The sequence below is a fragment of the Streptomyces sp. NPDC004134 genome (assembly GCF_042874195.1).
Lineage (GTDB): Bacteria > Actinomycetota > Actinomycetes > Streptomycetales > Streptomycetaceae > Streptomyces.
Window position 1 is genome coordinate 139,910 of the sequence record NZ_JBIAMS010000017.1, and the last position, 23,736, is coordinate 163,645.

The following is a 23,736-nucleotide window of genomic DNA, read 5'->3' on the forward strand; positions in this document are numbered from 1 at the left end:
GCGCCCGCCGGCGTACGGCTGATCAGCGTAGTAAAGAGCGGCACCTTTTGAGGAGAATCTTACTTATGCCCATATGCTTTTTCTGCGGTTCACCGAGAGCCGTCTCCGCTCCGGAAACCCTCTGCCACGAAAGGGGCGGGATCACCGGTCCCCGGAGCCGAGTTTTCCTGGATTCGTGGAGAAAGACATGCGCGTTGCCGTGACCGGTGGCGGCGGTTTTCTGGGGTCGCATCTGTGCGAGGCACTTCTGCGGCGCGGGGATTCCGTGGTGTGCCTGGACAATTTCTCGACCGGTGAACCGGAGAACATCGCACACCTGAGGGCGCATCCCGCCTTCGAATTCATCCATGCCGACGTCAGTATCGCCGTGGACGTCCCGGGACCGCTCGATGCCGTCGCGCATCTCGCGAGCCCCGCGTCACCGCCGGACTATCTGCGGTGGCCTCTGGAGACGCTGGCCGTGGGCAGCCGCGGCACCGAGAACTGCCTCCGCCTCGCCGGGCGTCACGACGCCCGTTTCGTACTCGCGTCGACGAGCGAGGTGTACGGGGACCCCCTGGTCCACCCACAGGACGAGGACTACTGGGGGAACGTCAACCCCGTCGGCCCGCGAAGCGTGTACGACGAGGCCAAGCGGTTCGCCGAGGCGCTTGCCTTCGCCTACCGCCGAGCCCACGGGGTGGACGCCGGCATCCTGCGCATCTTCAACACCTACGGCCCGCGCATGCGCCCGCAGGACGGCCGCGTGGTGTCCAGCTTCATCACCCAGGCACTGAGCGGCGAGCCGCTGACGATCTACGGCGACGGAAAGCAGACGCGCAGCTTCTGCTTCGTGGACGACCTGGTCCGCGGACTCGTCGCGATGCTCGACTCGGCCGAGGCCGGCCCGTTCAATCTGGGCAATCCAGAAGAGCGGACCGTCACGGAGCTCGCCGATCTCGTGCTGGACATCACCGGCAGCACGTCGGAGTTGCAGTACCACCCCCTTCCCGTCGACGACCCGACCCGCCGCCGCCCGGTGATCAACCGTGCGCAGGACCGGCTCGGCTGGTATCCGGACGTGGGGATCGAGGAGGGCCTGCGGCGGACCGTGGAGTGGTTCGCCGCACGGCCCCGGGACGTGGCGGCCGGCGCCGCCGCGATCAGGGGCGGTCAGCAGGACGGCGTCCCGGCCGTCGGGGCCGCCGCAACGGCCGCCCGGGCCGGACGCTGACGAACGCCCCGGCCGGAACCGTCGGATGACGCACGGTTCCGGCCGGAACCCCTTTCGACCAGGGCGGCCGTGAGCCTCTCGCGCTGCGGCGCCGACACCACCTCCGGAGCACCATCCCATGACGCAGGCAGAGTCGGGACTCGCAGGTCGGACAGTCGCGACCGGCGGCCCGCACCCGGGTACCGCCGGTTCGCCGGAAGACCTGGGTGCCCAGATCTTGCAACTCTCGGACGGCAACGTCGTTCGAATCCCCGCCGACGGACCGGCGTTCGGCTTCCCCTCGCGGTCTCTGCACACCCGGGCCACCAGCTTCGCCGCCGTCCTCTCCCGGGTCGACCGGGTGAAGGTCGCGATGCTGACGACCGGCTGGGTGGTGTGCCTGGTCTGGTTCTGGGTGTGGTGGCTGCAGCCCGAGCACCGGATCGGCTGGGTTGGGCTGATCGTGAACAGCGCGCTGCTGATGTACCTCGCGCTCATGCCCCTGCATTTCCTCGTCACGATCCTGCGGCTGCGCAGATTCGATCCGAAGATCGCGGTGCCGCGGGTGCGCGCCGCGTTCGTGGTGACGCGCGCGCCGTCGGAGCACTGGGAGATGGCCCGCACCACGCTCCTGGCGATGCTGGCGCAGGACTTCCCGTACGCGTACGACGTCTGGCTCTGTGACGAAGACCCGTCCGAGGAAGTCCTGCAGTGGTGCGCGGCCAACGGGGTACGGGTGTCGTGCCGGCGCGGCCGGGCGGACTACCACCGGGCCACCTGGCCGCGCCGGACGCGCTGCAAGGAGGGCAACCTCGCCTTCTTCTACGACCACTGGGGATACCGCCACTACGACGTCGTCTCCCAGCTCGACTGCGACCACGTGCCGCACCGTGGCTATCTGACCGAGGTGATCCGTCCGTTCGCCGATCCCGCGGTCGGCTACGTGGCCGCCCCGAGCGTCTGCGACACCAACGCTGCCGCCTCGTGGTCGGCCCGCGGGCGCCTGCACCGGGAAGCCCTGTTCCACGGTGCCGTCCAGCTCGGGCACTCCGAAGGACTCGCGCCCGTGTGCATCGGTTCCCACTACGCGGTGCGCACCCGGGCCCTGCGTGACATCGGGGGGATCGGCCCCGAGCTGGCCGAGGACTTCTCCACCGCCTTCCTGCTGAACTCCGCGGGCTGGCAGGGGGCGTTCGCCATCGATGCCGAGGCGCACGGTGACGGGCCGATCACCTTCGCGGCGATGGCGACACAGGAGTTCCAGTGGTCCCGCAGCCTTGCGGTGATGCTGATGGGGCTGCTGCCCAGGCACCTGCGGCGGATGAGCGGCTGGCTGCGCGTGCGGTTCCTGCTCGCGCTGTCGTTCTACCCGCTGCTCGCGCTGACGTCGACGGCCGGACTCGCGCTGCCTCCGGTGGCGGCCGTCACCGGGCTGCCGTGGATCAACGTGAACTACTTCGAGTTCCTCGGCCACTTCTGGGCGATGACGGTGTGGATGATTCTCCTGGCCGTGCTGATGCGCAGGCGCGGCCTGCTGCGTCCCGCCGACGCCCCGGTGGTGAGCTGGGAGAACTGGTTGTTCAGCCTGTCTCGCTGGCCGTTCGTCGCCTGGGGGGTGGGGGCGGCCGTACTGCAGAGACTGCGCCCCAGGACGGTCGTCTTCAAGGTGACGCCGAAGAGCCGGCACGGCCTGGAACCCCTGCCCCTGCGGCTCGTGGCCCCGCACCTCTTCATCGCGTCGGCACTGACGGGCGCGGCCATCATCGGCGAGCTGACGGGTCCCGCCGCGGGCTACGTCTTCCTCTGCCTGGCCGGCGCGGTGACCTACGCGCTGGTCACCCTGGCGGTCGCGGGGCTGCACGTGGCGGAGACGGCCAGAGCGGCCGGGGTCACGGCTCGGTGCGCGCTGGGGACGGCCCGCCTGCCGCTCCTCGCCGGCGCCGCGGTGCTCGTTCCACTCGCCTGGGCCATCTCGATGTATCCGGTCTACCTGGCGGGGGTCATCGACTGGTGAGACCGGTTCCGTTCTCCTGACCTCCCGTGACGAGTCGAAAGAGGTGCTTCATGTCCGCAACCGTGCTGGTGACCGGCGGTGCCGGGTTCATCGGCAGCCACACCTGTGCCGAACTGCTCGACCACGGCTACAGCGTGGTCGTGGTCGACGACCACTCCAACAGTTCCCCGCGGTCCCTGGAGCGCGTGGCCAAGGTCGCCGGCCGGCCGGTCACCGCGACGTACGAGATCGACGTGCGCGACCGGCGCGCGCTGTCCGCGGTGTTCGCCGCCCACTCCGTCGACGCGGTGATCCACTTCGCCGCCAGGAAGGCGGTCGGCGAGTCCGTGGAGCGGCCGGTCGAGTACTACGACACCAACGTCGGCGGAACCACCGCACTCCTGTCCGCCATGCGTGAGCACGGCGTGCACCGGCTGGTGTTCTCGTCGTCGTGCTCGATCTACGGCGAAGCGGCCGAGGTGCCGCTGACCGAGGAGGACCCGGCCCGGCCCACCAACCCGTACGCCACCACGAAGTGGCTCTGCGAGCAGGTGCTCGCCGACACCTGCCGGCGGCTGCCGGACATGAGCGTCCTGGCGCTGCGGTACTTCAACCCGGTCGGCGCCCATCCCAGCGGGCTGCTGGGCGAGGACCCCCGGGGCGTGCCGAACAACCTGATGCCGTATCTGGCCCAGATCGCCGTCGGACGGCTCGGCCGCCTCCGCGTCTTCGGCGACGACTACGCCACCGCCGACGGTACCGGGGTCCGGGACTACATCCACGTGATGGACGTGGCCGAAGGGCACCGGGTCGCTCTCGAACATCTCGGTGACGGCAGCGGAATGCGCACCTTCAATCTCGGCACCGGGGTGGGCACCTCGGTCCTGGAACTCGTGGCCGCGTTCTCGCACGCCTGCGGCAGACCGATCCCGTACGAGATCACCGCGCGCCGGGCCGGTGACGTGGCGGCGCTCGTCGCCGACCCGAGCGCCGTGGCGCGGGCCTGGAACTGGGCCACGAGCCGCGACGTCGCCGCCATGTGCCGCGACGCATGGGAGTTCCAGGAGCTGAACCCGTCGGGCTATCCCGACTGATCCGTCCACAGCCGACAGAACCGCCAGTTCAGGAGTCAGCAGTCGAACAGACAGGGGTTTCACATGCGCCTGACCGTCATCGGTACGGGTTATCTCGGAGCCGTGCACGCCGCGTGCATGGCGGACATCGGACACGAAGTCCTCGGCGTCGACGTCGACGCCGGCAAGGTCAGGGCCCTGGCCGAGGGCAGACCACCCTTCTTCGAACCGGGTCTGCACGAAATCCTCGCGAGAAACGTCGGCTCCGGTCGGCTGCGCTTCACCACCTCGCTCCGCGAGGCGGGCGGGTTCGGCGACGTCCACTTCATCTGCGTGGGCACGCCCCAGCAGCGCGACTCGCAGGCGGCGGACCTGCGTTACGTGGACGCGGTCGTCGACTCCCTGGCGCCGCATCTGACCCGCCCGTGCCTGCTCGTGGGCAAGTCGACCGTCCCGGTGGGCACGACCGGCCGGCTCACCGCCCGGCTGCGCGAACTCGCCCCCGGCGCCGATGCCGAGGTCGCCTGGAACCCCGAGTTCCTCCGGGAGGGCTTCGCGGTCCAGGACACCCTGGAGCCGGACCGGATCGTGGCCGGCACCCTGTCGAGCCGGGCGGACGAGACGCTGCGAGCGGTGTACGCGCCCATGCTGCGGGCAGGCGTCCCGTACATCGGCACGGATCCGGCGACGGCGGAACTGGTCAAGGCGGCGGCCAACTCGTTCCTCGCGACGAAGATCTCGTTCATCAACGCCATGGCCGAGGTGTGCGACGCGTCCGGCGCCGATGTGGTCACCCTGGCCGACGCCATCGGCCGCGACACCCGCATCGGCCGGCGCTTCCTCTCCGCGGGCCTCGGCTTCGGGGGCGGCTGCCTCCCCAAGGACATCCGGGCCTTCGCGGCGCGCGCCGGCGAACTCGGCGTGGGCCGGGCGGTGGCGTTCCTGCGGGAGATCGACGAGATCAACATGCGGCAGCGCAGGCGCACCGTCGACATCGCCAGGGAACTGGCCGGCGGCACGTTCAGCGGACGCCGGGTCGCGGTCCTCGGCGCGACGTTCAAGCCGGACAGCGACGACGTACGCGACTCACCCGCGCTCGCGGTCGCGGCCGCGGTCCACGACCAGGGTGCTGAGGTGCACGTCCACGATCCGCAGGGGGCCGGCAACGCCAGGGCGGTCCTGCCCGCCCTGCGGTACGCCACCGACGTGACCGCGGCGTGCCGTGGCGCCGATCTCGTGCTGCACCTGACCGAGTGGCGTGACTACCGCGACCTCGATCCCGTCGCGCTGGCGGCGGTGGTACGCCGGCCGAAACTCCTGGACGCGCGGAACGCCCTGGAAGCCTCCCGGTGGCGCGCCGCCGGCTGGACCGTGCACGCGCTGGGCAGGCCGGCGCCGGCCACGGCCCCCGGCCCGCAGCCCGCACGTGTGACCATCCCTCACTCCTCCGGCTCGGGCAGTGCCGCTCCGGCCGGCACCGACTCGCTGAGCCTTTCGCCGAAGTAGTCCACGGGGCCCGGGTCGACGCCCAGCGCCCTCAGGTCCACCGCACCCGTCACCCCGGCGGCGCACTCCGGCACCATCTTGGCGGTCCCGGCCACACTCGTGATCGGGGCCGCCAGACCCGGGAGACAGGGGTCCTCGGTGGTCCCTGTCGCGGTGGAGCCCAGGACCTCCTGGCCCGTGCCCATACGCCATCCGCTCAGCGCGCCGTACGATCCGGCCCCCCACTTCACCGCCCACTCCCCGGTGCTGAAGTAGCTGTTGCCCTGGAGCCGCACCTTCGCGGGTGTGTACGGCATCGAGGAATCGACCAGCGGGGCCCCGTCCGTGACGAAGACGTTGTTGCGCACCGTGGCGCCCCTGAGCCCTTCCTGCAGACGAAGGGCGGGGGCCCGGACGGCTCCGTTGGCCGCCTGCACCACGGTGTTGTGGTAGATGTCCACATTCTTGATCTTTTCCCCGTAGGCGACGATTCCGCCGTACAGGGAGAATTTCCTGGAGTCGTTCCCGCTGAGATTGAAGCGGACGGTGTTGTCCCGCTGAGCGTCGTTGCCGGCGGCGGAATAGACCAGGTAGCCGGGGCCGTCGTTGCGGTAGGAAAGGTTGTACTGAAGGACCGACGAGGACACGTTGTTGTCCAGGCCGAACCCGCCGCCGTCCGAACGCGAGCCGGTGCGGTTGGCGTACGAGACGCTGTGCTCGATGACCATGCGGGTCGAGTCGTAGGTCCAGATGCCCTCCGGCCCTTCCAGCGCCCTGGTGGACGACTTGGACCCGTTGTCGTGCGCGACCGCCCGCTGCACCCTGCCGCCGCGGACACTGCCGAGGATGATGCCGCTGCCGGTGTTGCGGCCGTGGGCGGCCGGGTCGCCGTCGTTGCCGTACGCCTTGACGCGGGACACCGTCACCCGCTCGTGCGCGTACCGCGGATCTCCGGCGTCGAAGTCGGGCCCGTAGGCGGACAGGCCGGCGTCCTTGTTGTGCCGCACCGTGGAGTTGCTGATCCGGACGTTCCGGAAGCCCGACGCACCCTTTCCGGCGCCGATGCCGATCCCGGTCCTGAAGCGGGAGACATCGACGCCGGACACGGTGATGTGATCCAGCTTTCCGCCGTCCGGTGCGTCGGCGAAGAAATTGATTCCGGCCCGCTTCCCGAACGATGCCCCGTTCCCCACGAGTTTGAGATCGCGGATCTCGATGCCGGCCGTGTTGTGGACGGAGATCCCCGTTTCACCGGAGGCCACGATCGTCGCGCGCCCCTTGCCGTACGACTCGATTCTCACGGGCGCTTCCGCACTGCCCGCGTCCCGCTCGCCGAGGGTCAACTCGCCGCGGAACCGCGCACCGGCCCTGAGCAGCAGCCGGTCCCCGGGCTTGAACGTCGCGTCGTCGGCATGCCCCAGGGTCCGCCAGGCCCGCGAAGGGGAGAGTCCGTCGTGGCCGTCGTCGCCGTCCGGGCTGACGTAGTAGGTATACCCGCCACCGGAGTTCTTGCCGGGCGGGACGTAGGGCTTCGGCAGCGCCTCACAACCGAACAGGAGGAGGCAGACGAGCCCGGCGGACCCACCCGTCAGGATCCGGCGGCGTGACGAATCGGCGGGAAGAACGCGGTCCGTACCGTCCGGTGAATCGCCGGTCCCCCTCGTTCCTGTCCGCATCGGCGCATTCACTCCCTGGTTGCCTCACTGGTTCCCATGGCGGCGGCAGAATCGGCGCCCGAGGAAACGACAGTTCTCCGACGGGGAGATCAGCCTGCCAGAGGCCGCTCCTCCCCCTTGTGAGCGACATGACGCATAGGAATGAAGCTGGACAGGCTGATCCGGACGTCAAGCGCCCGCGCCGGAAGCCCTATTCCCCGGCCGCCTGCATCTCCCATACCAGTGCCGCCGCCGGGCCCTCCGCCGTCAGGTCCAGGCCCTCGCAGCCCGCGATACGGGCCGCGTCCCCCGGCCCCGCCGCCGGGGACTCGCCGCCGACGCGGACCGCGCCGCGGACCACGTGCACGTACACCCACGGCGCGTCCGGCAGCGCCGTCCGCTCGCCCGCGCGCAGCCGGCGCACGTACAGGACCGCCGCCGCCCGCTCGACCGCCAGCGGCGTGCCGTCGGCGATGCCGCGGACCACCTCGTACGAGGGCTCGCCGCCCGGGGCCGCCGGCATCAGCCACATCTGCAGGAACGCCAGCGGCGCCGGGCCCGCGTTGCGCTCCACGTGCCGGATGCCCGTGCCCGCGGACAGCCGCGCGACGTCCCCCGGGCGGACGGTCTCGGTGCGGCCCGCGGAGTCCTCGTGGGTCAGCTCGCCGTCGAGGACCCAGGTGACGATCTCCATGTCGCGGTGCGGGTGTTCGGCGAAGCCCGCGCCGGGCCGCAGCCGCTCCTCGTTGCAGGCGACGAGCGCGCCGAAGCGCACGTTGTCCGGGTCGTAGTGGCCGCCGAAGGAGAACGCGTGCAGCGTCTCGATTCCGGCGCCCGCGTCCCCGCCGCGGTAGCGCCCCCGCCCCCGCCGTAGCTGAATCACCCCGCCACCGTACGCCGCCGGAAGCCGCCCGAAACCCCCCGAAGCGGCCGGAGTCACCGCGGGAAGACGCCGCTTTCGTCCGACGCGACCCGGATAGGGCAGGCTAGACCCGTGCCTGAACCGACCGAGACACCCGAGCCGCCCGACCGTGACGCCGCTCGGTTGCAGCATCCGCACACCGCGACCCTGCGCCGGCTGGAGAAGTCGTCCGGGGAACTCGCCGCCGCCGCCATCGCCCGGATGGATGAGCAGTTGCCCTGGTACCGGGCCATGCCCCCGGAGCACCGCTCGTGGATCGGGCTGGTCGCGCAGGCGGGCATCGCGGCGTTCACGGAGTGGTTCCGGCACCCCGAGACGCCGCAGGCCATCTCCACCGACGTGTTCGGCACGGCGCCGCGGGAGCTGACCCGGGCGATCACGCTGCGGCAGACGGTGGAGATGGTGCGTACGACGATCGAGGTGATGGAGTCCGCGATCGACGACGTCGCCGCGCCCGGCGACGAGTCCGCGCTGCGCGAGGCGCTGCTCGTCTACGCCCGCGAGATCGCCTTCGCCACCGCCCAGGTCTACGCGCAGGCCGCGGAGGCCCGCGGTGCGTGGGACGCCCGGCTGGAGTCGCTGGTGGTCAACGCGGTGCTGTCCGGCGAGGCCGACGAGGGCGCCGTCTCCCGCGCGGCGGCCCTGGGCTGGAGTTCGCCGGAGCACGTGTGCGTGGTGCTGGGCACCGCGCCCGACGGCGACAGCGAGCTGACCGTGGAGGCGATCAGGCGGGCCGCGCGGCACGCGAAGCTCCAGGTGCTGACGGGGGTGCTGGGCACCCGGCTCGTGGTCATCGCGGGCGGCAGCGCGGAGCCGCTCAAGGCGGCGAAGGCGCTGATCGGCCCGTTCGCGCAGGGTCCCGTGGTGGCCGGCCCGGTCGTCGGCGACCTGCTGGCCGCGACGCGCTCCGCGCAGGCCGCGGCCGCGGGGCTCAAGGCGTGCTCGGCCTGGGAGGACGCCCCGCGGCCCGTGCTGGCGGACGACTTGCTGCCGGAGCGGGCGATCGCAGGCGATCCGGCGGCGCGTGAGCAACTGGTGGAGGAGATCTACAGTCCCCTCGCGGAGGCCGGCTCCGCGCTGCTGGAGACGCTGAGCGTCTACCTGGAGCAGGCGTCGAGCCTCGAAGGCGCCGCGCGGATGTTGTTCGTTCACCCCAACACCGTTCGCTACCGGCTGCGACGTGTGACCGATGTCACGGGTTGGTCCCCGTCCGATGTCCGTTCGGCGTTTACTCTGCGTATCGCACTGATCCTCGGCCGGCTGACGGAGACGGAACCCCAGCCGTAGTCATTTGTTCGGACTCAACAAATCCCTCCGGTGTTCTTCGTCCCCGTCCCCACGGGCGGCAGACACCCCCGACAAGAGAAGGTTGAAGGGTGCTCGTACTCGTAGCTCCCGGCCAGGGCGCCCAGACGCCCGGCTTCCTCACCCCCTGGCTCGACCTCCCCGGCGTCGCCGAGCGGCTGTCGGCCTGGTCGGACGTCGCCGGGCTCGACCTGGTCCGTGCCGGCACCGAGGCGGACGAGGACGAGATCCGCGACACCGCGGTGGCGCAGCCGCTGCTGGTCGCCGCCGGCCTGGTCAGCGCGTACGCGCTCTTCGAGGGCCCCGGGCCGCTGCGCGCGCAGGTCGGCATGGTCGCGGGCCACAGCGTCGGCGAGCTGACCGCCGCCGCGCTCGCCGGGGTGATCACCGACGAGGAGGCCATCGCGCTGGTACGGGCCAGGGGCCTGGCCATGGCCGAGGCCGCCGCCGTCACGGAGACCGGCATGTCCGCGGTGCTCGGCGGCGAGCAGGACACCGTGCTCGCGCACCTGGACCGCCTGGGCCTCACCCCCGCCAACGTCAACGGCGCCGGGCAGATCGTCGCCGCCGGCACCGCCGCGCAGCTCGCGGAGCTGGCCGAGGACAAGCCGGAGGGGGCGCGCCGCGTCGTGCCGCTGAAGGTCGCCGGCGCCTTCCACACCGAGCACATGAAGTCCGCCGTGGCCGCGCTGGCGGCGAAGACCGGGCGGCTCACCCCCGCGGACCCGCGGATTCCGTACGTCTCCAACGGCGACGGCCGGGTCGTGGCGTCGGGCGCGGAGGTCGTCGAGCGGCTGGTCGTGCAGGTCGCCAGCCCGGTGCGCTGGGACGCCTGCATGGAGACCTTCGCGGCGCACGGCGCGACCGCACTGGTGGAAGCCGCCCCGGGCGGCACGCTCACGGGACTCGCCAAGCGTGCGCTGAAGGGCGTGACGGCGGTGCCGCTGAAGACTCCCGAGGACATCGAGAAGGCCCGCGCCGCCGTCGCCGAGACGGCCGCAGCCGCGGAGGAGAGCGCATGACCGCGAAGATCCGCCCCACCAAGGGTGCTCCGTACGCCCGCATCATGGGCGTCGGCGGCTACCGGCCGACCCGCGTCGTGCCCAACGAGGAGATCCTGCAGTACATCGACTCCTCCGACGAGTGGATCCGCAGCCGCTCCGGCATCTCCACCCGGCACTGGGCAGGGCCCGACGAGACCGTCGCGCAGATGTCCGTCGAAGCCGCGGGCAAGGCGCTCGCGGCGGCGGGCGTGACGGCGGAGCAGATCGACGCCGTGATCATCTCGACCGTCTCGCACTTCATGCAGACGCCGTCGGTGGCCACCGAGATCGCGCATCTGCTGGGCGCGGGCAAGCCGGCCGCGTTCGACATCTCCGCCGCCTGCGCCGGCTTCGGGTACGGGCTGACGCTGGCCAAGGGCCTGATCGTGGAGGGCAGTGCGGAGCACGTGCTGGTCGTCGGCGTCGAGCGGCTCTCGGACCTCACCGACAAGTCCGACCGGACCACCGCCTTCCTCTTCGGCGACGGCGCCGGCGCGGTCGTCGTCGGCCCCGCGGACGAGCCGGGCATCGGCCCCTCGGTGTGGGGCTCGGAGGGCGACAAGCACGAGACCATCAAGCAGACCGTGCCGTGGGACCGCTTCCGCGTCGGCGACCTGGGGCAACTGCCCGTGGACGAGAACGGCGACGTGAAGTTCCCGGCGCTCACCCAGGAGGGCCAGACGGTCTTCCGCTGGGCGGTCTACGAGATGGCCAAGGTCGCCCAGGAGGCCCTGGACGCCGCCGGCGTCTCGCCGGACGACCTGGACGTCTTCATCCCGCACCAGGCCAACATGCGGATCATCGACTCGATGGTGAAGACCCTCAAGCTGCCGGAGCATGTCGCGGTCGCCCGCGACATCGAGACCACCGGCAACACCTCGGCCGCCTCCATCCCGCTGGCCATGGAGCGGATGCTGGCGACCGGGCAGGCGAAGAGCGGGGACACCGCCCTCGTCATCGGGTTCGGGGCCGGACTGGTCTACGCCGCCACGGTCGTGACCCTCCCCTGACCCGCGGCCGGGCCCGCCCCGGCCGCCGCGCAGCTCACTCCCATGAGAACCCTCAAGGTACGGAAAGAAGGAGTCCCCAAGATGGCCGCCACTCAGGAAGAGATCGTCGCCGGTCTCGCGGAGATCGTGAACGAGATCGCCGGCATCCCGGTCGAGGACGTCCAGTTGGACAAGTCGTTCACCGACGACCTGGACGTCGACTCGCTGTCCATGGTCGAGGTCGTCGTCGCCGCCGAGGAGCGCTTCGACGTCAAGATCCCGGACGACGACGTCAAGGCGCTGCGGACCGTCGGCGACGCCACGGACTACATCCTCAAGCACCAGAGCTGACCGACCGGCTCTCCCGCTGTCGCCACCCCCCTCCCCCGCGCCCCCGGGCGCGGGCGGCGGCCCGCGGTGGCGCCGTAGAAACACCTCAACCTTCGGAGTGAGCATCGACGTGAACGCGACCGATCGCACCGTGGTCGTCACCGGAATCGGCGCCACCACACCGCTGGGTGGCGACAGCGCATCCACCTGGGACGGCCTGGTGGCCGGCCGTTCCGGCATCGCCGACCTGGACCACGCCTGGGCCGCGGACCTGCCCGTGCACTTCGCGGGCGAGGTCGCGGTGGAGCCCACCGAGACCATCCCGCGGCCGCAGGCCCGCAAGCTGGACCGGGCGGCGCAGTTCGCGCTCGTCGCCACCCGGGAGGCGTGGGCCGACGCCGGGTTCACCGCCAAGGCGGGCGAGGACGCGGCGGTCGACCCCGACCGGCTGGGCGCGGTCGTCGCCTCCGGCATCGGCGGCGTGACGACGCTGCTGGAGCAGTACGACAACCTCCGGGACAAGGGCGCCCGGCGGGTCTCCCCGCACACCGTGCCGATGCTCATGCCCAACAGCCCGGCGGCCAACGTCGGCCTGCAGATCAACGCCAGGGCCGGCGTGCACACGCCGGTCAGCGCCTGCGCCTCCGGCGGCGAGGCGATCGGGTACGCGGTGGAGATGATCCGCACCGGCCGCGCCGACGTCGTCGTGGCCGGCGGCACGGAGGCGGCGATCCATCCGCTGCCCATCGCGGCGTTCGCCAACATGATGGCGATGTCGAAGAACAACGACGACCCGCAGGGCGCCTCCCGCCCGTACGACAAGGCGCGCGACGGCTTCGTCCTCGGCGAGGGCGCGGGCGTGCTGGTGCTGGAGTCCGCGGAGCACGCGAAGCGGCGCGGGGCGAAGGTCTACTGCGAGGCGGTCGGCCAGGGGCTGTCCGCGGACTCGCACCACATCGCGCAGCCGGAGCCGAGCGGCCGCGGCATCGCGGCGGCGCTGGAGAACCTCTTCGCGCACAACGACGTGACGCCCGCCGAGGTCGTGCACGTCAACGCGCACGCGACGTCGACGCCGCAGGGCGACGTGGCGGAGATCAAGGCGATGGAGAAGGTCTTCGGCGACGAGCTGGGGCACGTCCTGGTCTCGGGTACGAAGTCGATGACCGGCCATCTGCTGGGCGGCGCCGGCGGCATCGAGTCGGTGGCGGCCGTGCTGACGGTCAAGCACCGCGTCGCACCGCCGACGATCAACGTCGACGACCTGGACGACGAGGTCGACCCGGCGCTGATCGCGGTCAAGGCGACGCCGCTGCCGGCCGAGGGCTCGATCGTGGCGCTGAACAACTCGTTCGGCTTCGGCGGCCACAACGTGGTGCTGGCGTTCCGCTCGGTCTGACGCGGCGGCCCCCGCCCGCACCCACTGTCTCCACCGTGACCCGGCGGGCCCGACGGCCCGCCGGGTCACACCACTTGGTGCAGCCAGCGGACGGGGGCGCCCTCGCCCGCGTGGCGGAAGGGTTCCAGCTCGTCGTCCCACGGCTTGCCCAGCAGCTTGGCGATCTCCGCCTCCAACTGCGTCTCACCGCGCTGCGCGCGGGCCAGCGCCGCGCGCAGCCGGTCCTCGGGGATCAGGATGTCGCCGTGCACGCCGGTGACGGCGTGGAAGATGCCGAGGTCGGGGGTGGAGCTGTAGCGCTCGCCTTCCGCGGTCGCGTACGGCTCGGCGGTGACCTCGAAGCGCAGCAGGTGCCAGCCGCGCAGCGCGGAGGCCAGCCGGGAGGCGGTGTCGGGCTCGCCCTGCCAGGAGAACTCCGCGCGCCAGGTGCCGGGCGAGACGGGCTGGGGGATCCAGTCGAGACTGATCCGGCCGCCGAGGACGCCGGCGACCGCCCACTCGATGTGCGGGCAGAGCGCCCGCGGGGCAGAGTGGACGAACAGAACTCCACGTGTCGTCACCGGGGGCCTCCATCCGCGGGCTCGAAGTTGCCTAGAGTAAACACCACGGGTCGCCTTTCCGGGTAAACAGGACACTCCGTTACCGGGTGCTATCCCGCCGCGATACGGCCCGTTGAGCATCAGCCAAGCTACCGTGCCGTCGCAGCCCGCGCGTGCCGTACGGTCGGTCCTGAGCATGCTGACCTACGTTCGGAGGAGGACCTCGGGGGCGGGAGGGAGCGCAGGGATGCGCAAAGGGGCGGCACTCGTCTTCACGGGGGCGGTCGCGATGTCACTGGTCCTCGCCGGCTGCACCGGCGAGGGCGCGACACAGGGGAAGGACAAGGGATCTGCCGCGCCGTCAGGCGGCGCGGAGGACGCCGGCGCGCCGTCGCGGAAGGCCCGGGCGGCGCCCCGGCCACCGAAGTCGGTGGCCGCCCTCGGCGACTCCATCACCCGCGGGTTCCACGCCTGCGAGCCGCTGACCGACTGCCCGGAGAAGTCCTGGTCGACGGGCGACTCGCAGGACGTGGACAGCCTGGCGCAGCGGTTGCTGGACAAGCCGTCGGGGCACACCTGGAATTTCGCCCGTTCGGGCGCGCAAGTGGCGGATCTGCCGGTCCAGACGGGCGAGGCCATCGCCCGCCGGCCCGATCTCGTGACGATCCTCATGGGTGCCAACGACGCCTGTACGGAGAGCGCGGAGGAGATGACTCCGGTGGCGGACTACCGCACGGCGGTGGCGGACTCGCTGGACCGGCTGGAGTCCGACCTGCCGCGGACGCAGGTGTACGTGTCCAGCGTGCCGAGCCTCATGCGGCTGTGGGAGGTGGGCCGGGGCAGCGTGGTGACCCGGCAGATCTGGTCGCTGGGCATCTGCCAGTCGATGCTCGCGGACCCCTCCGACCTCGGCGTGGCGGCCAGCGGCCGGCGCGAGGAGGTGCAGGACCGGGTGGTGGAGTACAACGCGGTGCTGGCGGAGGAGTGCGGGAAGCATCCGCTGTGCGTGTACGACGACGGGGCGGCGTTCCGGTACGCCTTCACCGGCGACCACCTGAGCCGCTGGGACTCCTTCCACCCGGACGAGGACGGCCAGAACGTCCTGGCGGAGATCGCGTACAAGAAGCTCCGGGAGGCGCGGGAGGGATAGCCGGGGCGGACGGCGGGCCGCGGGCCGGCGGGGAGCGGGCCGCGGTCGGCAGCCGGTGGGCGGCGGCCTGCGGTGAAGCCCGGCGGGCCGCATAGGGTTTTGTCATGGCCAAGACTCCCCTGCCCCCGCCCGACGCCGTGCCGGCGCCCTCCGTGACCGCCGAGCCGTTCGGGAAGCTCGCCGACGGCACGCCCGTCGAGCGGTGGACGCTGGTCGCGGGCGGCACCCGGGTGCGGGTGCTGTCGTACGGCGGGATCGTGCAGTCCGTCGAGGTGCCGGACCGGGCGGGGCGGTACGCGAACGTGGCGCTGGGGCTGGCGACCGTGGACGAGTACGTGGCGCACCCTGACCCGTACTTCGGTGCGCTCATCGGGCGGTACGCGAACCGCATAGCCGGCGCCTCCTTCACCCTCGGCGACCGGACCTACCCGCTGCCCGCCAACGACGGCCCCAACTGCCTGCACGGCGGCGCCCGCGGCTTCGACAAGCGGGTGTGGGCAGCCGCCGCGGCGCCGGCCGCGCCCGGGGCCGCCGCGCTGCTGCTGTCGCGGACGAGCCCGGACGGCGAGGAGGGCTTCCCCGGCACGCTCGACGTGCGGGCCACGTACACCGTGACCGCCCAGGGCGCGCTGCGCTTCGACTACGAGGCGGCCACCGACGCGCCGACCGTCGTGAGCCTGACGAACCACTCGTACGTCAACCTCGACGGCGAGGGCAGCGGCAGCGTCGAGGACCACCGGCTGCGCATCGCCGCGAGCCGGTTCACCGTCAACTCCCCCACCGCGGCGCCGACCGGCGAGATCGCGGACGTGGCGGGCACGCCGTTCGACTTCCGCTCCGCGCGCCCGGTGGGCGCGGAACTGCGCTCCGGGCACCCCCAGTTGCTGATCGGCCTCGGGTACGACCAGAACTTCGTGCTCGACAAGGGCGTCACCGCCGCGCCCGAGCCGGTCGCCGAGGTCTCCTCGCCCGCCTCGGGGCGGGCGCTGCGGGTGCTGACCACCGAGCCAGGACTGCAGCTCTACACCGCGAACTTCGTCTTCCCGTCGTTCACCGGGCCGTCCGGGCGGGCCTACCGTCCCGGCGACGGACTCGCCCTGGAGAGCCAGCACTTCGCCGACTCCCCGCACCACCCGCACTTCCCCTCCACCGTGTTGCGGCCCGGTGAGCATTACCGTTCGGCCACGGTCTACGAGTTCACCGTGCGCTGACCGTTGACACCTGCCGCCCGCCTCCTTACCGTCACACGCCTGTATTTCGAACGCCTGACGAAATCTCGAACGAGGACGGGGAGGGCTTCGATGGGCGTGACGCACCGTGCGGTCGTGCTGCGCGAACCCGGACGGGCGCAGGTCGGCAGCGTGGACTCGCCGCCGCCCGGGCCCGGCGAGGTGCGGGTGCGGGTGTACGCGGCCGGGGTGTGCGGCAGCGACCGCGAGCTGTACGACGGCACCCGGCCGGCCGGCTATGTCACGTACCCGCTGACGCCCGGCCACGAGTGGTCGGGCACGGTCGCGGCCGTCGGGCCCGGCGTCGACGCGGCGCTGGCCGGGCGGCGGGTGGTCGCGGAGGGGTTCCGCTGCTGCCGGGTGTGCGCACGCTGCCGGGCCGGCGAGACGAACCTGTGCGCCGGTCCTTACGACGAGACGGGGTTCACCCGCGCCGGGGCGTTCGCGGAGGCGGTCACGGTGCCGGTGCGGCTGCTGCACGTCCTGGACGACGCCGCCGACCTGCGCGCCGCCGCGCTGCTGGAGCCGGCGGCCGTCGCCGCGGCGGCCGTGCTGCGCGGGGCGCCGCTGCCGGGTGAGCGGGTGGCCGTCGTGGGGGGCGGGACGCTGGGGCTGCTGGCGGTGCAGTTGCTCGCGGGGTACTCGCCGGCGGAGCTGCTGGTGGTGGAGCCGCGGGGGGAACGGGCCGAGGCGGCACGGGGGTTGGGTGCGCGGGCGGTGGCGCCCGGCGCTGCCGGGGGCCTGGCGGGGGCGTACGACATGGTCGTGGAGACGGCGGGGGCGGAGCGCTCGGCGGTGGCGGCGGTGGAGTTGGTACGGCGCGGGGGGCGGGTCGTCGTCGCGGGCATCCCGCCGGGCGGGGCGGCGGGGGTCGACCCGGTGACGCTGGCGATGCGGCAGATCGCCGTGTACGGGGTCTTCGGCGCCTCGTCGGCGGCGTGGTCGTACGCGGTGCGGGCGTTCGGCGCGGGGCAGTTGGACCCGGCGGCGCTGATCACGCACGAACTGCCGCTGGACGCGTACGAGAAGGCCGTCGGCCTGGTCGGCGGCGGGGATCCGGCGGTGGGAAAGGTGCTGCTGCGGCCGTAGGCGCGCGACGTGGCCGCCGTGGCCTGCCCATCGGTACGAGACCGAACGACGTCCGATATGACGAACGAAGGAGTACCGTGCCTCACGCTCCCGGTGAACCGGCCCTCGGCCGCCTCGGCTTCGCGGCCCCGCCGCCCGATCCCGCCGACACCTCGCCGCACGCCTTCCCCGACGGCGGCCGCTGGCGCACCGAGATCCCGTCCGTCGAGGGCCCGGAGGCGCTGGCCGCGGTGCTGGAGGAGAGCACCCGCCTCGAGGTGCCCGTGCACCGGATCAGCCAGGGCAGCGGCGTGTGGATGCTCACCGACGCCGAGATCGCCGACATGGTCGCGGCCTGCGCGGCGCGGGACATCGAGCTGTCGCTGTTCACGGGCCCGCGCGGCACCTGGGACACCGGCGCCGCCACCCGCAGCCCTTCCGGCGGCGCGGGGCTGCGGGCCCGCGGGCACGACCAGCTCGCCGGCTGCGTGGAGGACGCGCTGCGCGCCGCCCGGCTGGGGGTGAGGTGCCTGCTCGTCGCGGACGAGGGGGTGCTGTGGCTGCTGCACGGGCTGCGCGAGATCGGCGAGTTGCCCGCGCACACCACGTTCAAGGTCTCCGCGCTGGTCGGCCCGGTGAACCCGGCCGCGTACGCGGTGTGGGAACGGCTCGGCGCCGACTCGCTCAACATCCCCTCCGACCTCTCGCTCCAGCAGCTCACCGAGATCCGCCGGGTCAGCGCCGCCCCGATGGACCTGTACGTGGAGGCGCCCGACGACCTCGGCGGCTTCGTGCGGATGTACGACACCGCCGAGCTGATCCGCCGCGGGGCGCCGTTGTACCTGAAGTTCGGCCTGTCCAAGGCCCCCGGGATCTACCCGTACGGCGCCCACATGCGCGAGACGGTGCTCGCCGCCGCGCGCGAACGGGTGCGCCGGGGACGGCTGGTCCTGGACCTCCTCGACCGGCTCGGCGCGGGCGGTGCGATGTCGCCGCCGGGGTCCCGGCTGCCGGGTGTGCTGCGCCGGTTCCCGGGGGCCGGGTCCGGCGCAGGGCCCGTACCCGGGTCCGGGTCCACTCCCGCATCCGCCGGCCCTCCCGGGTCCGGCCCTCCCGGGTCCGCCGGCTCTCCCGGGTCCGGCCCCGCTCCCGAGTCCTCCGCCTCCGCCTCCGCATCCTCCTCCTCCGTATCCGAAGGGATCTGACCGCCATGCGCACCCCCCGCACCCCCCGAGCCGCCCGACTGCGCACCGCCGCCGCCGTGTCCGCGCTCGCCCTCGCCCTCGCCGCCTGCGGCCAGGACAGCGAGGGCGGCAGTGAGGAGAAGAAGGGCGACGCCGGAGGCGGCACGATCGGCATCGCGATGCCCACCAAGTCGTCGGAGCGCTGGATAGCCGACGGCGAGAACATGGTGAAGCAGTTCGAGGCCGCCGGCTACGAGACCGACCTGCAGTACGGCGAGGACAAGGTCGAGAACCAGGTCTCGCAGATCGACAACATGATCACCAAGGGCGTGGACGCGCTCGTCGTCGCGGCGATCGACAACACCTCGCTGACGGAGGTGCTGGCCGACGCGAAGGACGCGGACATCCCCGTCATCGCGTACGACCGGCTGATCCTGGAGACGGAGAACGTCGACTACTACGCCTCGTTCGACAACGAGCGGGTCGGCAGGCTCCAGGGCCAGTACATCGTGGACGCGCTGAAGCTCGACGACGACAAGGACGCCGAGTTCACCATCGAGCTGTTCGCGGGCTCCCCCGACGACAACAACACCCGCTACTTCTTCGACGGCGCCATGGCCGTGCTCCAGCCGTACCTGGACTCCGGGCAGCTCACCGTCCGCTCCGGCCAGACCGGGCTCAACCAGGTCACCACGCTGCGCTGGGACGGCGGCACCGCGCAGAAGCGCATGGACGACCTGCTCAGCGGCAACTACGGCAACGAGGACGTCGACGCCGTGCTGTCCCCGTACGACGGCATCTCCATCGGCGTGCTCTCCTCGCTCAAGGGCGCGGGCTACGGCAGCGGCGGGAAGGAACTGCCCGTGGTGACCGGCCAGGACGCCGAGCTGGCGTCGGTGAAGTCCATCATCGCCGGGGAGCAGACCCAGACCGTCTACAAGGACACCCGCAAGCTCGCCAAGCAGGCCGTGCAGATGACCGACGCCGTGCTGACCGGCGGCAAGCCTGAGGTCAACGACACCGACACGTACGACAACGGCGTCAAGGTCGTCCCCGCGTTCCTGCTGGATCCCGTCAGCATCGACAAGACCAACACCGACCTGCTGGTCGAGGAGGGCTACTACGAGGCCGGGGACCTCACGTGACCGCTGCGGTCCTCGACATGCGCGCCATCACCAAGACCTTCCCCGGCGTCACGGCCCTCGACGACGTGCACCTCACGGTCGCGCCCGGCGAGATCCACGCCGTCTGCGGCGAGAACGGCGCCGGCAAGTCGACGCTGATGAAGGTCCTCAGCGGCGTCCACCCGTACGGCAGCTACACGGGCGAGATCCTCTTCGAGGGCCGGCCGTGCGCGTTCCGCGACATCAGGGCCAGCGAGGAGCGCGGCATCGTCATCATCCACCAGGAGCTGGCGCTGGTGCCGTACCTGTCGATCGCCGAGAACATCTTCCTCGGCAACGAGCAGGCGAGCCGGCGGCTGCGGGTCATCTCCTGGAACGAGACGCTGCGCGCCGCGGCCCGCCTGCTCGCGCGCGTCGGGCTGGGCGCCGAGAAGCCGCAGACGCGGGTCGCGGACATCGGCGTGGGCAAGCAGCAGTTGGTGGAGATCGCCAAGGCGCTGGCGAAGGAGGTGAAGCTCCTCATCCTCGACGAGCCCACCGCGGCACTCAACGACGAGGACAGCCGCAAACTGCTGGACCTCATCCGGGAGTTCCGGGACCAGGGCATCGCGTGCATCCTCATCTCGCACAAGCTGAACGAGATCCGGCAGGTGGCGGACCGGGTGACGATCCTGCGCGACGGCCGGACGATCGAGACGCTGGCGGTACGGGGCGGTGCCGAGAACGGGGACGAGGACGGGGACGGGGCCAGGGACAGGGCCGGGGCCGGGGCCGGGGACGGCGGCCTCTCCGAGGACCGCATCATCCGTGCCATGGTCGGCCGCGACCTCGACCACCGCTTCCCCACCCGCTCCCGCTACCGCGGCCCCGGCGCCGGCACGGTCGCCCTCGCCGTCGAGGGCTGGACCGTACGCCACCCGATCGACCACGAGCGCAAGGTCGTCGACGACGTCTCCATCGAGGTCCGCCGCGGCGAGATCGTCGGCATCGCGGGCCTCATGGGCGCGGGCCGCACTGAGCTGGCGATGAGCGTCTTCGGCCGCTCCTACGGCCGGTACGAGGCGGGCGTCCTCCGCGTCGACGGCCGGGAGGCCGACGTGCGGACCGTCCCGGACGCGGTGCGGCACGGCATCGCGTACGTCACCGAGGACCGCAAGACGTACGGCCTGAACCTCATCGACAACGTCATGCGCAACATCACCCTCCCCTCCCTCCACAAGCTCAGCCGCCGCGGCGCCGTCGACGAACACGAGGAACGCCGGGTCGCCGAGGGCTACCGCACGTCGCTGAACATCAAGACCCCGACGGTCTTCGAGACCGCGGGCCGTCTCAGCGGCGGCAACCAGCAGAAGGTCGTCCTCGGCAAGTGGATCCACGCCGACCCCGAGGTGCTGCTCCTGGACGAGCCCACCCGCGGCATCGACGTCGGCGCCAAGTACGAGGTCTACACGGTCATCGGCCAACTGGCCGCGCGCGGCAAGGCGGTGGTCTTCATCTCCTCCGAACTGCCCGAGCTGCTGGGGATGTGCGACCGGATCTACACCATGGCCGCCGGGCGCCTCACCGGCGAGGTGCCGCGGGCCGAGGCCACCCAGGAAGTGCTGATGCGCCACATGACCACGCACGTGAAAGGCGAGGGATGAGCCCGTCGACGAAGGACAGGCGGATGCCGCCGGCCACTCCGCTGGCCACGGCGCTGCTGACCGCGATACGCACCAACATGCGGCAGTACGGCATGCTCGTCGCGCTCGGCCTGATCGTGGTGCTGTTCCAGGTATGGAGCGACGGCACCCTGCTGCTGCCGCGCAACGTCTCCAACATCGTCCAGCAGAACAGCTACATCCTGATCCTGGCCATGGGCATGATGATCGTCATCATCGCGGGCCACATCGACCTGTCGGTCGGCTCCCTGGTCGCGTTCGTCAGCGCCATGGCGGCCGTGATGATGGTCAACCACGACTTCCCGTGGCCGCTGGCCCTGGTGTGCTCGCTGCTGATCGGCGCGGCGGCGGGGGCGTGGCAGGGCTTCTGGATCGCGTACGTCGGCATCCCGTCGTTCATCGTGACACTGGCGGGCATGCTGGTCTTCCGCGGCCTCACCCAGATCGTGCTCGAAGGCCAGTCGCTGTCCCCCTTCCCCAGGGGCTTCCAGAACATCGCCCAGGGCTTCCTCCCCGAGACCGGCCCGGACACCAACTACCACAACCTGACCCTGCTGCTGGGGCTGTGCGTCGGCCTGTTCCTGCTCTGGCAGGAGTGGCGCGACCGCCGCCGCCAGTTGTCGTACGAACTGGACGTGCTGCCGTACCCCCTGTGGCTCGGCAAGTGCGCGTTCATCGTCGCCGCGGTCGTCGCCGCCACCCTGATCCTGGCCAGCTACCGCGGCGTCCCGGTGGTCCTGCTGATCATGGCGGGCCTGCTGGTCTCGCTGGGCTACGTGATGCGCAACGTCGTCGTGGGCCGCCACGTCTACGCCCTGGGCGGCAACCGGGCGGCGGCGACGCTGTCGGGCGTCAAGGACAAGCGCGTCACCTTCCTGGTCTTCGTCAACATGGGCGTCCTCGCCGCCCTCGCCGGCTGCGTCTACGCGGCCCGCCTGAACGCGGGCGTCCCGAAGGCCGGCGAGATGTTCGAACTGGAGGCGATCGCGGCGGCCTTCATCGGCGGCGCGTCGATGAGCGGCGGCATCGGCACGGTGTTCGGCGCGGTCATCGGCGGCCTGGTGCTGGGCGTGCTGAACAACGGCATGTCGCTGGTCGGCCTGGGCACGGACTACCAGCAGGTCATCAAGGGCCTGGTGCTGCTGGCGGCAGTGGGCTTCGACATCTGGAACAAGCGGCGGGCGGGGTCGTAGGGACGGGACCGGCCGGGCAGGGAGCCGCGGGGAGGGGACAGGAAGAGAAAGGGCGGGGAAGGGGAAGGGCCCCGGGGGCGGTCAGTCGGCCGTGAGGATCATGTTGCGGTCGACGCCGATCTGGTTCCGGTAGACCTCCGCCGCGAGCATTCCGGGGGACGTCTCCATGTAGGTGTTCACCGGGGACCGCGCGAACAGCCCCCGGGCCTCCGCGTCGAGGTCGCCCTCCTGGAACCGCGAGTGCGCCGCCCCCTCCCCCCGTTTCGCGTTCCGCCCCAGCCATCGGTACCAGCGGGCATCGACACGGTCCGCCCGGCCGGGACTCCACGCGCAGATGTCGTTCATCCCCCACGCATAGGTCTTGTACGCGGTCGGGCGGCCGCCGTAGTACACCTGGAAGACATAGCTGTTGGAGGTGGCGCCCGAGACGTGGATCCAGGACTCGACACCCGAATCCGGGGCGATCACCCCGGACATGGCGGTGGTGTTGAGCCGCAGCCGGGACTCGTCGCTGCCTCCTTCGCCGAACGTGAACTCGGGGCGGAAGTCAGTGCTGCACGACGTCACCGAGTACGCGACCACGGTGTCCCGCGCGTCCGTCACCGCGCCGACCCAGTAGTCCCGGCCCTCGAAGACGTTGTCGGTGAACTTCGTTCCGGGTACCGGCGACCGGAAGTGCGGCGTCCCCAGCTCCTCTTCGAACGTCTCCAGGCTGTACCCGGCGCGCAGCGCCGTCAGCTTCCCGTACTCCTTCTCCCGCCAGTCGTACCTGTCGTCGTACCAGCCCTTGATGCCGGCGCCGGTGGTGAAGACGGTGGCCACGGACGACGCGACCAGTGCGGTGAAGAGCAGCAGGACGACGAGGATGTTGCGCCTGGTCCAGCTCTCGAACCGATGGCCGAGGTGGTGGCTGCCGCCGGGATCGTCGGGTGGGCTCTCCTGTCCGGCCGGCTCCGGCTCTGACGCCATGGGTGACTCACGCCTTGCGGGGATCGAAGTCGGGTCGGGCCCCCCGTACGGCGGGAGGCCCCGCGGAAGACCCTGCGCGCCTCCCCCGCCGCTCATGCCGCCCCGCGCCGCCGTTCATCCGAAAGTGTCGCCGTCGACAGGTGGGTAACAAGGCTGCCGGCGATCCGCCCGCCCCCCGACGCCCGTCGCTACGCTCGGCGTCCGACGGCGTACGGGACGGGAAGTCCGCGGCGGAA

At 71.8% G+C, this 23,736-nt stretch carries 20 protein-coding genes; 16 read left to right on the plus strand and 4 right to left on the minus strand.

Annotation, left to right across the window (positions count from 1 at the left end):
* The first annotated feature begins 187 nt into the window (after positions 1–187).
* From ACFYVJ_RS21845 to ACFYVJ_RS21860, 4 genes are all read left to right on the plus strand, one after another.
* Positions 188–1,213, plus strand: a complete 1,026-nt coding sequence (locus ACFYVJ_RS21845) for a UDP-glucuronic acid decarboxylase family protein (protein ID WP_388893902.1) — start codon at positions 188–190, stop codon at positions 1,211–1,213.
* 118 nt (positions 1,214–1,331) lie between these two features.
* Complete coding sequence (locus ACFYVJ_RS21850; protein WP_388893832.1) at positions 1,332–3,206, plus strand: glycosyltransferase family 2 protein; 1,875 nt, start codon at positions 1,332–1,334, stop codon at positions 3,204–3,206.
* Positions 3,207–3,256: 50 nt separating this feature from the next.
* Positions 3,257–4,279: a UDP-glucose 4-epimerase GalE gene (gene galE / locus ACFYVJ_RS21855; RefSeq protein ID WP_388893834.1), complete on the plus strand. Its 1,023-nt coding sequence runs from the start codon at positions 3,257–3,259 to the stop codon at positions 4,277–4,279.
* A gap of 63 nt (positions 4,280–4,342) precedes the next feature.
* Complete coding sequence (locus ACFYVJ_RS21860) at positions 4,343–5,764, plus strand: UDP-glucose dehydrogenase family protein (protein ID WP_388893836.1); 1,422 nt, start codon at positions 4,343–4,345, stop codon at positions 5,762–5,764.
* On the opposite strand, the gene ACFYVJ_RS21865 is transcribed toward ACFYVJ_RS21860, so the two are convergent.
* Entirely contained in the window at positions 5,698–7,419 is a 1,722-nt protein-coding gene (locus ACFYVJ_RS21865; protein ID WP_388893838.1) for a right-handed parallel beta-helix repeat-containing protein, read from the minus strand. The two genes, ACFYVJ_RS21860 and ACFYVJ_RS21865, sit on opposite strands and share 67 nt — an antisense overlap.
* Before the next feature lie 190 nt (positions 7,420–7,609).
* Positions 7,610–8,281 carry a pirin family protein gene (locus ACFYVJ_RS21870; RefSeq protein ID WP_388893840.1) on the minus strand — a complete coding sequence of 224 codons (672 nt, stop codon included), beginning with the start codon at positions 8,279–8,281 and terminating at the stop codon, positions 7,610–7,612.
* A gap of 111 nt (positions 8,282–8,392) precedes the next feature.
* On the opposite strand from ACFYVJ_RS21870, the gene ACFYVJ_RS21875 reads away from it, so the two are divergent.
* The 5 genes from ACFYVJ_RS21875 to fabF all read left to right on the plus strand — a co-directional run bounded on the left by ACFYVJ_RS21875 (position 8,393) and on the right by fabF (position 13,383).
* Complete coding sequence (locus ACFYVJ_RS21875; protein ID WP_388893842.1) at positions 8,393–9,607, plus strand: PucR family transcriptional regulator; 1,215 nt, start codon at positions 8,393–8,395, stop codon at positions 9,605–9,607.
* A gap of 89 nt (positions 9,608–9,696) precedes the next feature.
* Complete coding sequence (locus tag ACFYVJ_RS21880; RefSeq protein ID WP_388893844.1) at positions 9,697–10,647, plus strand: ACP S-malonyltransferase; 951 nt, start codon at positions 9,697–9,699, stop codon at positions 10,645–10,647.
* A complete protein-coding gene (locus ACFYVJ_RS21885) occupies positions 10,644–11,678 on the plus strand; it encodes a ketoacyl-ACP synthase III (protein ID WP_388893846.1) in 1,035 nt (344 codons plus the stop codon). Before ACFYVJ_RS21880 ends, ACFYVJ_RS21885 begins: the two co-directional genes overlap by 4 nt.
* Positions 11,679–11,759: 81 nt before the next feature.
* Positions 11,760–12,008: an acyl carrier protein gene (locus ACFYVJ_RS21890; protein WP_101424732.1), complete on the plus strand. Its 249-nt coding sequence runs from the start codon at positions 11,760–11,762 to the stop codon at positions 12,006–12,008.
* A gap of 109 nt (positions 12,009–12,117) precedes the next feature.
* Positions 12,118–13,383 (plus strand): beta-ketoacyl-ACP synthase II, encoded by a 1,266-nt coding sequence (fabF, locus tag ACFYVJ_RS21895; RefSeq protein WP_388893848.1) that lies wholly within the window; start codon positions 12,118–12,120, stop codon positions 13,381–13,383.
* A gap of 65 nt (positions 13,384–13,448) precedes the next feature.
* Here fabF and ACFYVJ_RS21900 read toward each other — a convergent pair whose 3' ends face one another.
* Entirely contained in the window at positions 13,449–13,943 is a 495-nt protein-coding gene (locus tag ACFYVJ_RS21900) for a DUF3145 domain-containing protein (protein ID WP_388893850.1), read from the minus strand.
* Positions 13,944–14,169: 226 nt separating this feature from the next.
* Here ACFYVJ_RS21900 and ACFYVJ_RS21905 point away from each other — a divergent pair, with 226 nt between their 5' ends.
* The 7 genes from ACFYVJ_RS21905 to mmsB all read left to right on the plus strand — a co-directional run bounded on the left by ACFYVJ_RS21905 (position 14,170) and on the right by mmsB (position 22,531).
* On the plus strand, positions 14,170–15,072 hold the full coding sequence (locus ACFYVJ_RS21905) for an SGNH/GDSL hydrolase family protein (protein ID WP_388893852.1): 903 nt from the start codon (positions 14,170–14,172) through the stop codon (positions 15,070–15,072).
* A gap of 104 nt (positions 15,073–15,176) precedes the next feature.
* Entirely contained in the window at positions 15,177–16,283 is a 1,107-nt protein-coding gene (locus ACFYVJ_RS21910) for an aldose epimerase family protein (protein ID WP_388893854.1), read from the plus strand.
* 90 nt (positions 16,284–16,373) lie between these two features.
* Positions 16,374–17,390 carry a zinc-binding dehydrogenase gene (locus ACFYVJ_RS21915; RefSeq protein ID WP_388893856.1) on the plus strand — a complete coding sequence of 339 codons (1,017 nt, stop codon included), beginning with the start codon at positions 16,374–16,376 and terminating at the stop codon, positions 17,388–17,390.
* A gap of 77 nt (positions 17,391–17,467) precedes the next feature.
* Complete coding sequence (locus ACFYVJ_RS21920; protein WP_388893858.1) at positions 17,468–18,574, plus strand: hypothetical protein; 1,107 nt, start codon at positions 17,468–17,470, stop codon at positions 18,572–18,574.
* Positions 18,575–18,579: 5 nt separating this feature from the next.
* On the plus strand, positions 18,580–19,698 hold the full coding sequence (chvE, locus tag ACFYVJ_RS21925) for a multiple monosaccharide ABC transporter substrate-binding protein (RefSeq protein ID WP_388893860.1): 1,119 nt from the start codon (positions 18,580–18,582) through the stop codon (positions 19,696–19,698).
* Complete coding sequence (mmsA, locus tag ACFYVJ_RS21930) at positions 19,695–21,320, plus strand: multiple monosaccharide ABC transporter ATP-binding protein (RefSeq protein WP_388893862.1); 1,626 nt, start codon at positions 19,695–19,697, stop codon at positions 21,318–21,320. Before chvE ends, mmsA begins: the two co-directional genes overlap by 4 nt.
* On the plus strand, positions 21,317–22,531 hold the full coding sequence (gene mmsB, locus ACFYVJ_RS21935; RefSeq protein WP_388893864.1) for a multiple monosaccharide ABC transporter permease: 1,215 nt from the start codon (positions 21,317–21,319) through the stop codon (positions 22,529–22,531). Before mmsA ends, mmsB begins: the two co-directional genes overlap by 4 nt.
* 81 nt (positions 22,532–22,612) lie before the next feature.
* Here the strand turns inward: mmsB and ACFYVJ_RS21940 are convergent, their stop codons facing one another.
* Entirely contained in the window at positions 22,613–23,500 is an 888-nt protein-coding gene (locus ACFYVJ_RS21940; protein WP_388893866.1) for an ETEC_3214 domain-containing protein, read from the minus strand.
* Positions 23,501–23,736: the final 236 nt, after the last annotated feature.